The sequence below is a fragment of the Sporomusa sp. genome, assembly GCF_035561255.1.
In the GTDB taxonomy this organism is placed as follows: Bacteria; Bacillota; Negativicutes; order Sporomusales; family Sporomusaceae; genus Sporomusa.
In genome coordinates this window covers 1-13,406 of record NZ_DATMXX010000330.1, presented here as the reverse complement: position 1 = coordinate 13,406, position 13,406 = coordinate 1, and the positions used below count along the sequence as shown (strand labels likewise).

General features: G+C 49.2%; 14 protein-coding genes. 5 read left to right on the top strand and 9 right to left on the bottom strand.

Going from position 1 to position 13,406, the window contains the following annotated elements:
• Window positions 1–163 precede the first annotated feature (163 nt).
• The 6 genes from VN379_RS18240 to VN379_RS18215 are packed head-to-tail and all read right to left on the bottom strand — an operon-like array spanning window position 164 to window position 6,057.
• Window positions 164–856: an energy transducer TonB gene (locus VN379_RS18240; RefSeq protein ID WP_325536433.1), complete on the bottom strand. Its 693-nt coding sequence runs from the start codon at window positions 854–856 to the stop codon at window positions 164–166.
• Between the two features lie 5 nt (window positions 857–861).
• Complete coding sequence (locus tag VN379_RS18235; RefSeq protein ID WP_325536431.1) at window positions 862–1,269, bottom strand: biopolymer transporter ExbD; 408 nt, start codon at window positions 1,267–1,269, stop codon at window positions 862–864.
• On the bottom strand, window positions 1,256–1,903 hold the full coding sequence (locus tag VN379_RS18230) for a MotA/TolQ/ExbB proton channel family protein (RefSeq protein WP_325536429.1): 648 nt from the start codon (window positions 1,901–1,903) through the stop codon (window positions 1,256–1,258). The genes VN379_RS18235 and VN379_RS18230 overlap by 14 nt, the downstream gene beginning before the upstream one ends.
• Window positions 1,904–1,935: 32 nt before the next feature.
• A complete protein-coding gene (locus tag VN379_RS18225) occupies window positions 1,936–3,504 on the bottom strand; it encodes a PepSY-associated TM helix domain-containing protein (protein ID WP_325536427.1) in 1,569 nt (522 codons plus the stop codon).
• A 12-nt stretch (window positions 3,505–3,516) separates the two neighbouring features.
• Window positions 3,517–3,843, bottom strand: coding sequence for a hypothetical protein (locus tag VN379_RS18220; RefSeq protein ID WP_325536425.1), 327 nt, complete (start codon window positions 3,841–3,843; stop codon window positions 3,517–3,519).
• Window positions 3,844–3,858: 15 nt separating this feature from the next.
• The gene (locus VN379_RS18215; RefSeq protein WP_325536423.1) at window positions 3,859–6,057 is read right to left on the bottom strand and encodes a TonB-dependent siderophore receptor; all 2,199 of its coding nucleotides are present in this window, start codon (window positions 6,055–6,057) and stop codon (window positions 3,859–3,861) included.
• A gap of 501 nt (window positions 6,058–6,558) precedes the next feature.
• Between VN379_RS18215 and VN379_RS18210 the strand changes: the two genes are divergently transcribed.
• From VN379_RS18210 to VN379_RS18190, 5 genes are all read left to right on the top strand, one after another.
• Complete coding sequence (locus tag VN379_RS18210; RefSeq protein ID WP_325536421.1) at window positions 6,559–7,386, top strand: AraC family transcriptional regulator; 828 nt, start codon at window positions 6,559–6,561, stop codon at window positions 7,384–7,386.
• A 101-nt stretch (window positions 7,387–7,487) separates the two neighbouring features.
• Window positions 7,488–8,462, top strand: coding sequence for an iron-siderophore ABC transporter substrate-binding protein (locus VN379_RS18205; RefSeq protein WP_325536419.1), 975 nt, complete (start codon window positions 7,488–7,490; stop codon window positions 8,460–8,462).
• Between the two features lie 87 nt (window positions 8,463–8,549).
• Entirely contained in the window at window positions 8,550–9,596 is a 1,047-nt protein-coding gene (locus tag VN379_RS18200) for an iron ABC transporter permease (RefSeq protein WP_325536417.1), read from the top strand.
• Between the two features lie 49 nt (window positions 9,597–9,645).
• Entirely contained in the window at window positions 9,646–10,626 is a 981-nt protein-coding gene (locus VN379_RS18195) for an iron ABC transporter permease (protein WP_325536415.1), read from the top strand.
• Between the two features lie 26 nt (window positions 10,627–10,652).
• Complete coding sequence (locus VN379_RS18190; protein ID WP_325536413.1) at window positions 10,653–11,456, top strand: ABC transporter ATP-binding protein; 804 nt, start codon at window positions 10,653–10,655, stop codon at window positions 11,454–11,456.
• Window positions 11,457–11,529: 73 nt separating this feature from the next.
• Here the strand turns inward: VN379_RS18190 and VN379_RS18185 are convergent, their stop codons facing one another.
• The 3 genes from VN379_RS18185 to VN379_RS18175 are packed head-to-tail and all read right to left on the bottom strand — an operon-like array spanning window position 11,530 to window position 13,263.
• Window positions 11,530–12,216 carry a TonB family protein gene (locus VN379_RS18185; RefSeq protein WP_325536411.1) on the bottom strand — a complete coding sequence of 229 codons (687 nt, stop codon included), beginning with the start codon at window positions 12,214–12,216 and terminating at the stop codon, window positions 11,530–11,532.
• A 2-nt stretch (window positions 12,217–12,218) separates the two neighbouring features.
• Entirely contained in the window at window positions 12,219–12,626 is a 408-nt protein-coding gene (locus VN379_RS18180) for a biopolymer transporter ExbD (RefSeq protein WP_325536409.1), read from the bottom strand.
• A complete protein-coding gene (locus VN379_RS18175; RefSeq protein WP_325536407.1) occupies window positions 12,613–13,263 on the bottom strand; it encodes a MotA/TolQ/ExbB proton channel family protein in 651 nt (216 codons plus the stop codon). Before VN379_RS18175 ends, VN379_RS18180 begins: the two co-directional genes overlap by 14 nt.
• Between the last annotated feature and the right edge of the window lie 143 nt (window positions 13,264–13,406).

Below are 13,406 nucleotides of genomic sequence, written 5' to 3'. Positions count from 1 at the left end.
GTAGACGATTTTGAGTCTACAGCTTGTTTTTATTCTATACCGGTATGATATGGCGCGTAAATCATTACAGGAAATCATAGTATATGAAATACTTTAAAATAGAACCGACAGAGGACTATTTTAGGATTGGCTGTTGAAACTCTTTGAGATTGCAGTGTCATGGCTAATGTAGGCGAAACGTAACCGGCAAGGTTGTGGTGCAGGATACTGTCCGGCCGCTAATACGGTCTTTGGCCGGTATAAACTGCCATTTTCCTACAGCTTTAATCGCCGCTTCGTCCAGTACTACGTGGCCTGTTGAGCGGGCTACGACAATTTCACCCGGTCGGCCGTTGGCATGAATCTGGATTTTCAGTATCACTGTGCCTTCCAGCCCAGCCTTTCGGGCTGATGGGGGATAGGACGGGTCGACTTTGGACAGGATGCCTGGTGCGGCGATACCGCTGCGGGAACCACCGCCTGCAGCCGGAACCGCAGCCGGGCTGCCGGTACTGGCAGAATGGTTTGGTGCCGGGGAGTTGGTCTGATTCTCAGCTGCAGCCAGGGTAAGCTCACTGCTTGTTACCACTGGTTGTGGTTCGGTAACCGGGGTTTCTATTTGGGGAGTTACGACCGGCGGTATTTCAGCTGGCACTGGTTGGGGCGCAGCCGGCGGTGCAGTTTGTTCTGGTGTAGTTATCCGATTACCTGCGTGTTCTGCCGGATCATTTACCAAATCCATCTCCAGCAGTACTTCTGCAGGCACCGGTAAGGGGGCAGTTAGCCCACTAAGTAGATAACCTGCCGCTATTACCAGAAAAATATGGAGAAAAAATGAGACTGTCATAGCTTTGCGCCAATGATCGGTGTAGGTCATGAGTATTACCTCGCTTTCTCAACCGCCACTGCCACCCGGTGAGCACCAGCCTGCTTCAGTTCATCAAGAACAGCAACTACCTGACTATAAGCTGCCTGCTTGTCGCCGCGCAGGACAAAGACGGGATCGGGCTGCTTACCTAGTTCCAGGTTTACACGTTTGGCTAACAGCGTTAAGGGAATTTCTTCCTGATTAAACATAACGCTGCCATTATCCAGCACTGTAATATTGATGCTGCTGGGTTTATCCTGGTGAGCGGCTGATGCCTGTGGGAGATTAACGGGGATGGTATGCTGCTCGACCATATAGAGGGTACTCATCATAAAGAACACCAGGAGGAAAAAGATAATATCAATCATTGGGATAATCATCAGTTGGGGTTGGTTTTCCACGCGGAGGCTACGCAATTTCATGGGATTCTCTCCGGCCAGATTTTTTAATAAGCGTATAGCTAATGACCAGGGCTGCGGTTTGTTCGATATCAGTAACAAGGCAGTTGACCCGACGGGAGAAATAACTGTGGATAATCAGGGCTAAGGTAGCGACACTGAGGCCGGTGGCGGTAGCAATCAGGGCTTCACCTACGCCACCGGTAATGGCCATAGGTTGACCGGCCTGGACGTTGAATACACTAAAGGAATTGATCATACCGATGACGGTGCCAAGGAGGCCAAGTAATGGGGCAAGGGTGACGACCATACTCAAATCATCGAGATGCTCACGCAGGCGAGCGCAAGTCAGGGTAGCGGCACTCTCCAGGGCACTTTCAATCTGACTGCCCCGTTGGAATGCTAAGAGGCCTGCCAGTGCGACTTTGGCAATGGCGGCCGGGGTTTGCTCGCAAAATTGAGCGGCTTCGCTGAAATGTTGTTTCTCCAGGAGTGGCTGCAGTTTATTATAAAAAAAGCGACTGTCTGTAGCAAGATTACGGTAGTAGCGCAGGCGCTCGACGGCGATAGCCACGACAAACAGGGAGCAGGTGACCAAAAGGTACATGACAGGGCCGCCCTTGTGAAACAGATTGATAGTTTGCGTTATAAGTTCCATTGTTCTCTCCTTCTTACAAGTTAAGATTTACTTTAACGATCTATTGTCAATTTATTAGTGTTAGGAAAAGCCAGGATCCGGTCTGGAGGTTGCTGGTTTTTCTTTTGTTTTAGGGCCACACGCCACGCTGTGATAGCCAATACTGTTCCCAGCAAAGCTGCTGTCAAATCAACGCCGGCAGTCATCCAGTCGCCGCGCGCGATAGCTGGGAACAATCCGACCGTGCTGGTAAGTGCATTAAGCGCAGGCAGGCCAATACAAAGTCCGGCGGCCAGGCCCAGTTGCTCGGCCCAAGCGCGCAACGGCGGGCGCAGCAATGCATGAATCAACATGAGCAGCCACATACCGAAAAATACGGTTATTTCTGCATCAGCCCGGTCTTTAACCCCCGGCGGCAGCAAGCGGTTGGACCATAAATAAGCACCGCAGGCAACGACTATTCCAGTAACAGCTGCAATGTTTAGTGCTTCGATGGCGCGGTACATCAGTTGCGCTGCCTCATTGCTCCTGGCATAGCGGCTGCGGCGTTTGACAGTGAAAAATATCAGTCCGGCGGCAATCATGATACAACTGATGAGGCCGGCTGTGAAATACAGCCAGGATATGGGATAGCCGCCGAATCGGGCAATATGCAGGCCGACCAGCGAGCGGTAGATGTGCACATATTTATTCCAGGTACTCTGGCTGCCAAGCATTTCGCCGGTAACCCCGTCAAAAGATGCTCTGGCGCTCATGGCAACAATTGTGTCATCAACAGTGCGGAAGAAGGTAATTACAGACTGCCGGTCACCCGGATTACTAATACGGACAAAGGAAATCTTGTCTTTTCCGAGTTCGGCTTCAGCCAGTGGCAGGAGCCGGCTGAGCGGTACTAATTCTCCAGGCAGATGTGCGGGGGGACGCTCAAAATTATTGGCAGCCACCGCCGCTGGTCCTCTCCAGGAACTGCCGTATAACACCTGCGGTACTGTCGGCAGCAGCATGAAAAAAGTAATAGTCAGACCGGTATAGGTAATTAAAATGACAAAAGGCAGGGTTAGCACACCGGTCAAAGTATGGGCAGCAAGCCAGTTTTTTCGCCAGCGCAGACGAAAAAAGTCTGTAAAGACCTGTCTTCGGATAGCTATACCTGATACCAGCGCGGCCAGCATAACTACCGAGGCTAAACTGACCAGCCATAAACCGGTTTTGCCGCTGTGCAGTTCATAGTGGAACTGCACAAAGAAATGACCGCCTTCGGTGGCCGGCATTTTAAGGACTGCTCCGGTTTGCGGGTTCAGATGCCTTTCCAGAGTGGCTTTGCCTTTCTTCCAGATGATTTCCAGATCCTGATGGCGGCCTTGTGGTAAGGCGATCATCCAGGTATCCGCCCGTGGGGCAAGCTGGCGTAGTTTTTGGTCAGCTGAGGCCACCGCCTGAACAGGACTGGTCTGGCTAACCCTTGCGCCAGGCTGCATCCAATGCGTGATTTCCTGTTCAAATACTGACAGTGTGCCTGTAAAAAAGATGGCAAATAACAGCCAGCCGAACACCAAGCCGCCCCAAGTGTGCAGTTCGCTCATTGATCGGGTAAACGTTCTGTTTAAATTAGTTTGATTCATATAAATTCTCCTTTAGCGTACCACGGCGGCAATCAGCGCCAGGACACCGCAAAGCAGTATGGCAGTGAGTAAATCCCGCCAGGCGCGCTGCGCAGTGGGGGCGGCGAAAATCCAGAGAAGTGCCGCAGGGTAGATGAGGGCCGGGAGCAGCGCAGTAAAAAACAAGGCATCAACTTTTGGCCAGGGTAGCAGCAACGCCAAAGCCGCCAGCATGCTGGCGGTCAGCGCATAGCCGCCAAACACGGCGGCTATGATACGCAGGATAGTTTGGGCTGTTCTGGATTTACTACATAAAAAATTTTTCAGAAGGGCATAATCAGACTCTTTAAGGTTGCTCATCTGTCATTAAATCCTCTAAAAATCCATTGTCGCTGAAAGCTTAAAGGTACGGGGGCCGCCTAACGTGGCATACCCGCTGCTAAAGGAACCACTCCAATAATTCTTGTTAAACAGGTTTTCCACACTGGCCCGGTAGGTGATTGGTGTCTTATTAATAACGGTTTTGTATCGAGCTCCGATATCATAGCGTACCCAGCTCGGTATGACCATCGTGTTGGCGGAATTGATATATTGCGAGCTGGTATAAACTGCCCGGGCGCTTAACGTTAAAGCCGGATTCCAGGGAGTATCCCATTCTGCGCCCAAGTTGATCTGATATTTGGGAACGCCGTAAGGTGTATTGCCCTCATAAAGACCATCTTCCGTTTTCGTGTATTCACCACGGGTAAAGGCAATACCGCCCAACAGCCGTACTTTATCATTGATTGCCCCGAAAGTATTCCATTCAATCCCGCGGCTGCGCTGCTCCCCGTCATCGCTAACAATATAACCGGTACCCTGGGCAACATCAATCAGACTTGGTTTTTCAATCTGATAAAAACTCAGCGTATTGGCAAATTTACCGCGATCCCATTTTACGCCGAATTCGTATTGCTTACTTTTGAATGGCTTAAAGACTTCGCCGTAGTTTAATGCGGCGGTTTCTGTTACTTCCGAACCCTTGCTCAGTCCTTCAATATAATTGGCATATAGTGATATGGGAGCGGCCCACGGTTTGACTACCAGGGCGACTACCGGCGTGGTTGCGCTTTCATCATACTCAGCAGTCAAGTTACCGGTTGAGGCGTTGAAGGTTTTGGTGTGAACGTTTTGACGCCGCACGCCCATGGTGAGCTGGACTTTATCCTGATTAAAGGACAGGGTATCAGCCAGAGCGATGCTGGAAAGATCAGTTTCCGTCGTTTTGGGTGGTGAGCCGGGATCAGCTCCCCAAACAGGTATAACAGGGTTATAAATGTTTGAACTTGTAGAAATACGCTTGAAATGAGTGCCTCCTTCAATATCCAATGCATTGGCGCTTAGTACAAGCTGATGCTGCACGGTACCGGTCTGGAATTTATTGCGTAAGCCTACTTCGGAGGATATCGTATCGGTATATCCCCGCTGGAAAGGCGGGCTTGCCGTAACATTACCTTGCGCATCAAGATTAAGGCCATGATTTCCTGTATAAGTACCGGCGTAGGTGTTTTTTTGCTTGCCGATCCCGGCATAAACGGACAGATTGTCGTTCAGGTCATATTCGGTCTTAAGTAAAATTCCTTTATTTTCTACTTCACCCCAGGTTCCGCGCATCAAATTTGTTTTGGGATCCGGTGCGCTCACAACTCCCGAGGCAAAACTATACGAGGAAGGACTGCCGTTTTCATATTTCTCTTTACTGGTGTAGGCATCCAGCGAGGCACGCCAGTGCTCGCCACGGTAATCCAGGCCTAATGAAGACAGCATTTGTGTTTTGGACGCGTCTTCTACTCCGGTATCGCCATCGCGGTAAACGCCGTTGAAGCGTAGGCCGAATTCATTATTTTCACCGAACCGGCGGCCGATGTCAATATGCCCACCCCACTGTGAGTCGGAGGTATAATCGGTTGTTAACTGGGTTAAAGGTTCGTCACCGGCCCGTTTAGGCACCAGGTTGATGGAACCGCCTACGCCCCCGTTAGGAGACATTCCGTTTAACAGGGCGCTGGGACCTTTTAACACTTCCACCCGTTCCACGAACTCTAACGGTGTATGACCCTGGGGAGCCAAACCGTACATTCCGTTAAAAGCAACTTCTTCGGCTGTAAGATCAAAGCCTCGGATTGTGAAATTCTCCCTTATATGACCATCAGGGGTAGTGTAGCGGATAGATGGATCATTACGCAAGACATCATACAGCGTGCGGGCCTGCTGGTCTTCAATGGTCTGTGCGGTATAACTGGTAAGGTTAAACGGTGTATCCATAAAATCCTTATTACCCAGAATACCAAGGCCGCCACCGCGCGCCACCTGGCCGCCGGCGTAGGCAGGCGGAAGAGTTTGGTCACGGTTGGCTGTTACTTCAATTTTCTCCAGGGTAAAGGTTTCTTGTGCCTCCGTCTGTTTCTCTGCAGGTTGCTCAGTTGTTGCCGGTTCCTCAGCCGCGTAGGCTGCATATGGCATCTGCCAGAATAAGCTGCTGCCCAGCAGGGCATAGAGAAGATTTTTTTTAGTCCGGGATAATTTCCTCTTCATCTGGTAAATCCGCTCCTCTGTTATTTAAATCTACAGCGTTTTATGCTTCGTCTATCACCTGGCAATAAAAAAGAGTGCCAGCCCTTGTTACTGTGCAGCCATAGTTAGGGCAAGTTTTTATTAGTTTCTCTTATTGCCAAAATGAAAATGAGTATTACTATCAACTCACTGCTTGCCAATTAGAATATCAAGCAAAGAGGCCGGAGTAAATGGATATATTTCAAAATTAACCTGGATTTTTTTCGATAGCCCACAGTCTGAAGGACACTCCTGAAAGGAAAGGTTGAGTAATCTGAGGCTAGAATTTATTGACAAGTATAAACTAGAAATATTATAATGTAAATGATAATCAATTTCATCTGCAAATTTAAAATTAATAGGTTAAAGCATTACTCCGTTAAAATATAAAATGCCCTGAAAAATAAATTGTGGTTATTGTAAGGGCAGTCTGATTTTGTTTTTTAGGCCGGAATGTTGCTGCTTTATAAGGAGGAATGCACAATGAAAGCTGACATTGATGAAATGGCAGAATACTTTTCCCAGATATCGTTTGACATTCTGGATGCTCATAGAACCGTGGTTGAACCTGGTAAAAAACAGCTGGATACTTATACTGCACCGGCCTCCGGTCTGGTTTTTCCTCTTCGCGGCCGGGCCAGGATGACCTTTGACGGTGTGACTTATGAAATGGAACCCGGCAGGGTTTTTCACGCAGGCCCCCGCATGACACTGGATAAAGAGGTTGTGGGCGATACCGAGTGGGAATTTATCCTGGTTCACTATCAGGTTTCTGACAGTGATAAGCATGTGTTTCCCCATTCATCATCTCACTACGAATTAGAACCGGGTTATAACCCGCACATCAGTGAGCTGTTGAAAAAGTTTCATCATACCTCCACAATGTCGGGAAGTTTGCAGTCCCTGCGGGCAAAATCCTTATTCTTTACTATCATGGATGAGGTACTGACCTGTTACGGGAAGCGGCGAAACGAAGATAGCCGGGAGCTGGTAGAGCAGGCTATGGAATATATGAATGCTCATTATATGGAACCACTGACGATGCCAAGCCTGGCTGAGCTGTATGGTTTGAGCAGCAAGCAGCTTGCTTATCTGTTTCAAAAATATGCAGGCATGAGCCCGAACGCATATCTGATTGAGCAGCGGGTCAATCACGCGCGGGAGTTATTATGTACTACTGCCTGCTCGGTAACAGAGGTGTCTGCTTATGTAGGCTACTCGGATCCCTATTATTTTAGTAAGCTTTTTAAGAAGCGCACCGGCGTTTGCCCCAGTACACTACAAAGGTGTTTTGAAAAGAATACTGGATGAATTGGGAATATTCTATTCCTGATTTTTTTTTAACTAATATAGTGACTGTATACTGTTAATTAATGACCAAGATTAATGAAAGGTAAAATAGTGGAGCGGTTATGAATAGGATGTTACTTCTCATACTCTCATTTGCAATTTTAACAGGGGTCCTAGCCGGCTGCAGCGCTCAGCCGGCTAAAACCACCCCTGTGCCCAAACCTGCCAGTAGTATGGAAAGGCCGGGGCAGGAGGCAGCTTTCCCACGAATTTATGTAGATGCCAAAGGCCACCAAGTGATTATTGAAAAGCCGCCGGAGCGAATTGCCGTTGTGTTTTTTCACCTAATGGATACGATGTTTACACTGAGTACGCCGCCTGTTGCAGTACCTCAACTTCAGGGTTTTATGTCAGAATGGGAGTCACTTAAGCCTTATCTTGCAGCCAATCCTGTGATTGATCTGGGTAAACAGACAAGCATTAATCTTGAAAGGGTGTTGGAGGTCCAACCGGATTTGATTATTGGCGGAGGTTTAAATGAACGGATTTATGGTGAGTTATCCAAGATTGCCCCTGTTGTTTTGCTCGATACTCAGGAACTTTCCCGCGATTGGCGTAGTGTACCGCGGGAGGTAGCGAAAATAATTGGCCAGGAACAGGTTGCAGAGGAACGCATCATACAACTTGAGAGACTGATTGCCCAATCCCGGGACAAGCTGGCACCTTATAAGAATGAGACAGTTATAGTTGTAACACTTGATGATAAAGGTACGTTTAACACCTATGGTCCGCAGAGTTTACCTGCATATTTTGATGCCGAAAGTGGGCTGGGTTTGCGGGCACCTGCCGGCTATCCCGAAAAGATTGGGCGACTGTCATTAGAAAGATTGGCAGAGCTTAATCCTGATCATATTTTCATAAAGAAAAATAATGGTGTCGAGAAAAGACTGGAGAGATTGAGCGACAATTCAATATGGTATACATTGAAGGCAGTGAAAAATCAGAACATTTATTTCTTAGATCAGTCCGTTTTTACTATAGGAGCTCTTGCTGTAGAATATGGGGTTAACAGTATTGTTAAGAGTCTGGTAAAGTGATTCGCCGCTTTAAATCGCTATTAGTGTAACAGTTCACTGCCTAACTGCTAGTATAAGATTTGATTTAAGCACGGAGATGATTATTAAATGTTAGTTATCGAGAAGGTCGCTGCTTGGACCGGTCACGGTATCAAAAAAATAGGCGGCCCATCGATAGTACTATTCGCTATTGCCGGCGGGCTCGGTATATTGGTCATGAGTATGCTGCTATCTCTGAGTTACGGCATTGTGCAGGTGCCGTTTACCGCGGTATGGGATGCGTTGGTTGATTTTAACCCTGATTCAATACAGCATTTGATCATCCGGGATTTGCGCCTGCCCCGCACACTGGCAAGCATCTTGGTTGGTGCCTCCTTGGCCGTGGCGGGGGCTGTGATGCAGGGAATCACCCGGAATCCCATGGCTGATTCAGGTTTAATGGGTTTGAACGCAGGTGCGGGCTTCGCCCTGTCGTTATGTTTTACATTTTTCCCTGGTATCGCTGCTGTCTATATCATGCTGTCTTCTTTTCTCGGGGCGGCAATTGCTGCCGGGATGGTCTACTGGATTGCCTCTTTGCAGTGTGGCGGGGCTACCTCAATGCGGCTGGTACTGGCAGGGGCGGCAGTCAGCGCATTGCTTACTGCCCTGGGGCAGGGTATTGCCATCTACTTTGGCGTTGCGAGAGACATTATGTTTTGGCTAACAGGCGGTGTGGCCGGAGTTACCTGGCAGCAGCTTCATTTTTTGTACCCGTGGGTAGGAATGGCACTCCTGCTGGCACTCTTGCTTTCCCGCTCAGTTTCACTCCTTAGTCTGGGAAGTGAAGTCTCTCAGGGGCTGGGGCTGAGGATCAGGTTTGTTAATCTTCTCGCTGTCATAGTTATTTTGATATTAGCAGGTGTATCTGTAGCTGTTGCAGGTCCTATCGGTTTTGTCGGTCTTATTATTCCTCATATGTCCCGGTATCTGTTTGGCGTAGACTACCGTGTGATTATTCCGTCTTCAGCCATACTGGGCAGTCTGCTACTGGTATTGGCAGATCTGGGAGCACGTACCATTAATCAGGATTTTGAAACGCCGATCGGTGCTCTTACCGCCCTCATTGGCGTCCCGTTCTTTTTATATTTAGCGCGCCAAAGGCGGGCGATATAAAATGTACTCCCGATTGGTACCAGCATATAAAAGGAGAAGGCTGCATCATGTGACAGTGCTGTTTACCTTAAGCCTGCTGCTTGCTCTTGTGGTGCTTATTAGTATGAATCAAGGGTATACACGCCTAGCTCCATTTGATATTCTACGTATCCTGTTTGGCGGTGGCAGCCATCAGGAAAACCTGGTTTTATTTAGCTTTAGACTGCCTCGCATCGTCATTGCAATGCTGGTCGGAGCGGGATTGGCTTTGTCCGGTTGTATCATTCAGGGGATTTCCCGCAATGTGCTGGCCGACCCCGGTCTATTAGGGATTAACGCCGGGGCAGGACTGTTGGTGGTGCTATTTGTGCTGCTGCTTCCCGTCAAAACGGGGTTATCCCTGTTCGCGCTGCCGTTTCTGGCATTAATCGGGGCTGGGGGCGCGGCAGTGCTGACCTATATCCTGGCCTATAAAAGGCAGGAGGGGTTATTGCCAATTCGACTGATCCTGACAGGTATCGCCGTTCATGCAGGTATCAGTGCCGCTATGATTGTACTGACAATTGTCTTGGATGAAACCCAATTTTACTTTATAGCGGTGTGGCTGGCAGGGCAGATTTGGGGTGTTGGTTGGCCGCAGGTCATAGCTCTGTTACCCTGGCTGCTAGTTCTTGTTCCCTATACCTGTTACAAGGCACGGGTGCTGGATGTTCTTAGTATGGGTGAGGAAGTTGCATGGGGGTTAGGGATGACGGTGGAATGGGAGCGCCGGGTACTGCTGACAGTTGCAGTAGCACTGGCGGCAGCGTGTGTTTCTGTAAGTGGCGGTATAAACTTTGTTGGGTTGATTGTTCCCCATCTGGCCCGCCGTCTGGTAGGGCCGGGACATCGAAGTTTATTGCCGTCCAGTGCTTTAATTGGCGCTATGTTAGTTGTGTTAGCCGATATGCTGGCACGCACGATTGCGCAACCTGCGGAGATACCTGCCGGTATAATGTTTGCAATTGTTGGTGCGCCTTATTTTCTGGTTTTATTGGCTAAAAGTAAGTGATGGAGAGAAAAAAGGGGGAGGGTTTCATGGACAGTATAAGAACAGAAAACTTAGCAATTGCCTATGCAGAGAATACCGTCATAGAAGCGCTAAATATGCAGATTCCCCAAGGAAAAATCACAGCCATTATTGGCCCTAATGGCTGTGGAAAATCGACTGTTCTCAAGGCCTTGGGCCGTATCCTGCGCCCGCAAAGCGGCCTGGTCTATCTCAACGGTAAGGATATTAAGACCCTCTCCACTCAGGCTGTTGCCCGGAAAATGGCCATTTTACCCCAATGTCCTATTGCCCCTAATGGGTTAACTGTAGGCGAACTGGTTGCCTACGGGCGTTTCCCCTATCAGAGAGGCTTTGGCAAACTAACCCCTGAGGATCACAGGATCATCGCCTGGTCACTGGTGGTGACCGGGCTGGCAGAATTAGAGGACCGCTTTGTTGACCTGCTTTCGGGCGGGCAACGCCAGCGTGTGTGGATTGCCATGGCACTGGCGCAGCAGACCGATCTCATCCTGCTGGATGAACCTACTACTTATCTAGACTTATCTCATCAGCTGGAGGTACTGGAACTGCTAAGCGACCTAAACAAGAAACAGGGCTGCACCATTCTAATGGTCCTGCATGACCTGAATCTTGCGGCTCGCTTTGCCGATTATATGATTGCCATGCGGGACGGGGCTGTTATTTGCCATGGGATGCCTGGTGCGGTTATGGTACCGGCGAGGTTGAGAGATGTCTTCCAGATCGATGCTCAGGTTGTTAATGAAGCGCGAACCGGTCGCCCTGTTTGCATTACTTATGATTTGCTCAGACCTGTAGATGATAGTCATTAAATGGATTTAAGCAATGATGAAAAAGTGAAGAGCCGTGCTGAAATGAATGTTTCAGCACGGCTCTTCGCTTTTTCTAGTTTTTCTGGTTTTGCAGGCGAAATGATACCGGCAGGGTAGTTGTGCAGGCCACTGTCCGGCCGCTACTCCGGTCTTTTGCCGGGATAAACTGCCACTTGCGCACAGCTGCAGCTGCTGCCTCATCCAAAGCCGGATAACCGGTAGAACGGGCTACGCTAATCTCGCCAGGCCGGCCATTAGCCAGCACCTGAATTTTTAACAGCACTGTGCCTTCCAGACCGGCTTGCCTGGCTGCCGGCGGGTAGAGCGGGTCCACCCGGGACAGTATACCTGGTGCGGCAATGCCGCCACCCCCAGCTGATGGCGGCGGACCGGAGGCTTTGGTTTCAGGGCCTTCGGTGGTGGCAGCGGCATGAGGCTGGGCTGATACGATCGCTGCCGGGCTTTCCACTTCAGTCATAGACAATTCACTGGTAGTAACGACTGGCTTTACTTCAGTAACTGCCTGTACTGGCTCAGCCGGAGTTGATACAGTCGGAGCAGGCACGGATATTTCCGAAGATGCTGCCGGTTCCGGCAATCCCGAATCACTCACAAGGTCCATATTGAGGATAATTTCTTCAGGTACCGTTGCAGCGGCTGTCAATAGGCCGGCTACCAGATATCCGGCTATCACCAGCAAAAAAATATGTAGGCAGACAGATACGGAAATGGCTTTACGCCAACGAAGGGCAAAGGTCATGACTACCTCGCTTTCTCGACCGCTACCGACACCCGGTGGGCTCCTGCCTGCTTTAGCGAATCCAGGACGGTTACGATCTGGCCGTAAGCCACTTGTTTGTCACCACGCAGGATAAAGATAGTGTCAGATTGCTTGCCGAGCTCTAAATTTACGCGCTTGGTCAACAGTGTTAGGGGAATTTCCTCTTGATTAAACATGACACTGCCATTTTCCAATACGGTAACATTGATACTACTGGGTTTGTCCTGCTGAACGGCCGCTGCCTGTGGCAGGTTAACCGGGATTGTATGCTGCTCAACCATGTACAGGGTGCTCATCATAAAGAAGACCAGTAAAAAGAAAATAATATCAATCATCGGGATGATCATAAGCTGCGGCTGGTTTTCCACCCGGAGACTACGCAATTTCATGGGTGTCTCTCCGTCCGGTTTTTTTAATCAGTACATAACTTACTACTAAGGCCGTTGTTTGCTCAATATCAGTAATAAGCCGGTTGACCCTTCGGGAGAAATAGCTGTGCAGGATCAGCGCCAGTGTTGCGACACTGAGGCCGGTAGCAGTGGCAATGAGTGCCTCGCCGACACCGCCGGTGATAGCCATGGGTTGACCGGCCTGTACATTGAACACGCTAAATGAATTGATCATCCCAATGACCGTGCCTAACAGCCCCAGCAAAGGGGCGAGGGTGACAACCATACTAAGGTCATCAAGGTGTTCGCGCAGACGGGCAGCAGCGAGCATGGCTGCACTTTCGAGGGCATTTTCAACCTGACTGCCTCGCAGGCAGGCCTGGAGTCCGGCCCCTGCCACTGCGGCCAGGGCATTAGGGGTTGCTTGTTCGCAGACTTGTGCGGCCTCGCTGAACCTTTGTTTTTCTAATAAGGGAATGAGTTTCTGTTGAAAATCAGGTGTGTTGACCGACAAACTACGGTAGTAGAGAAACCGTTCGACAGCAATGGCCACTATGAATAGCGAGCAGGCGACCAGGAGATACATAACAGGTCCGCCTTTGTGAAATAAATTAATGGTTTGTGATATCAGTTCCATAATTCTCTCCTTTATAATAATTTTGATTAGCCTTTCGCAGAGCTTACTCAGCGTACGCTATTACCAAAATAAAAAGACTGAGCGAGAGGGTGTGCCCTATTTCATAATAACAGAAAATGATAATCATTTTCAACCTATATGGC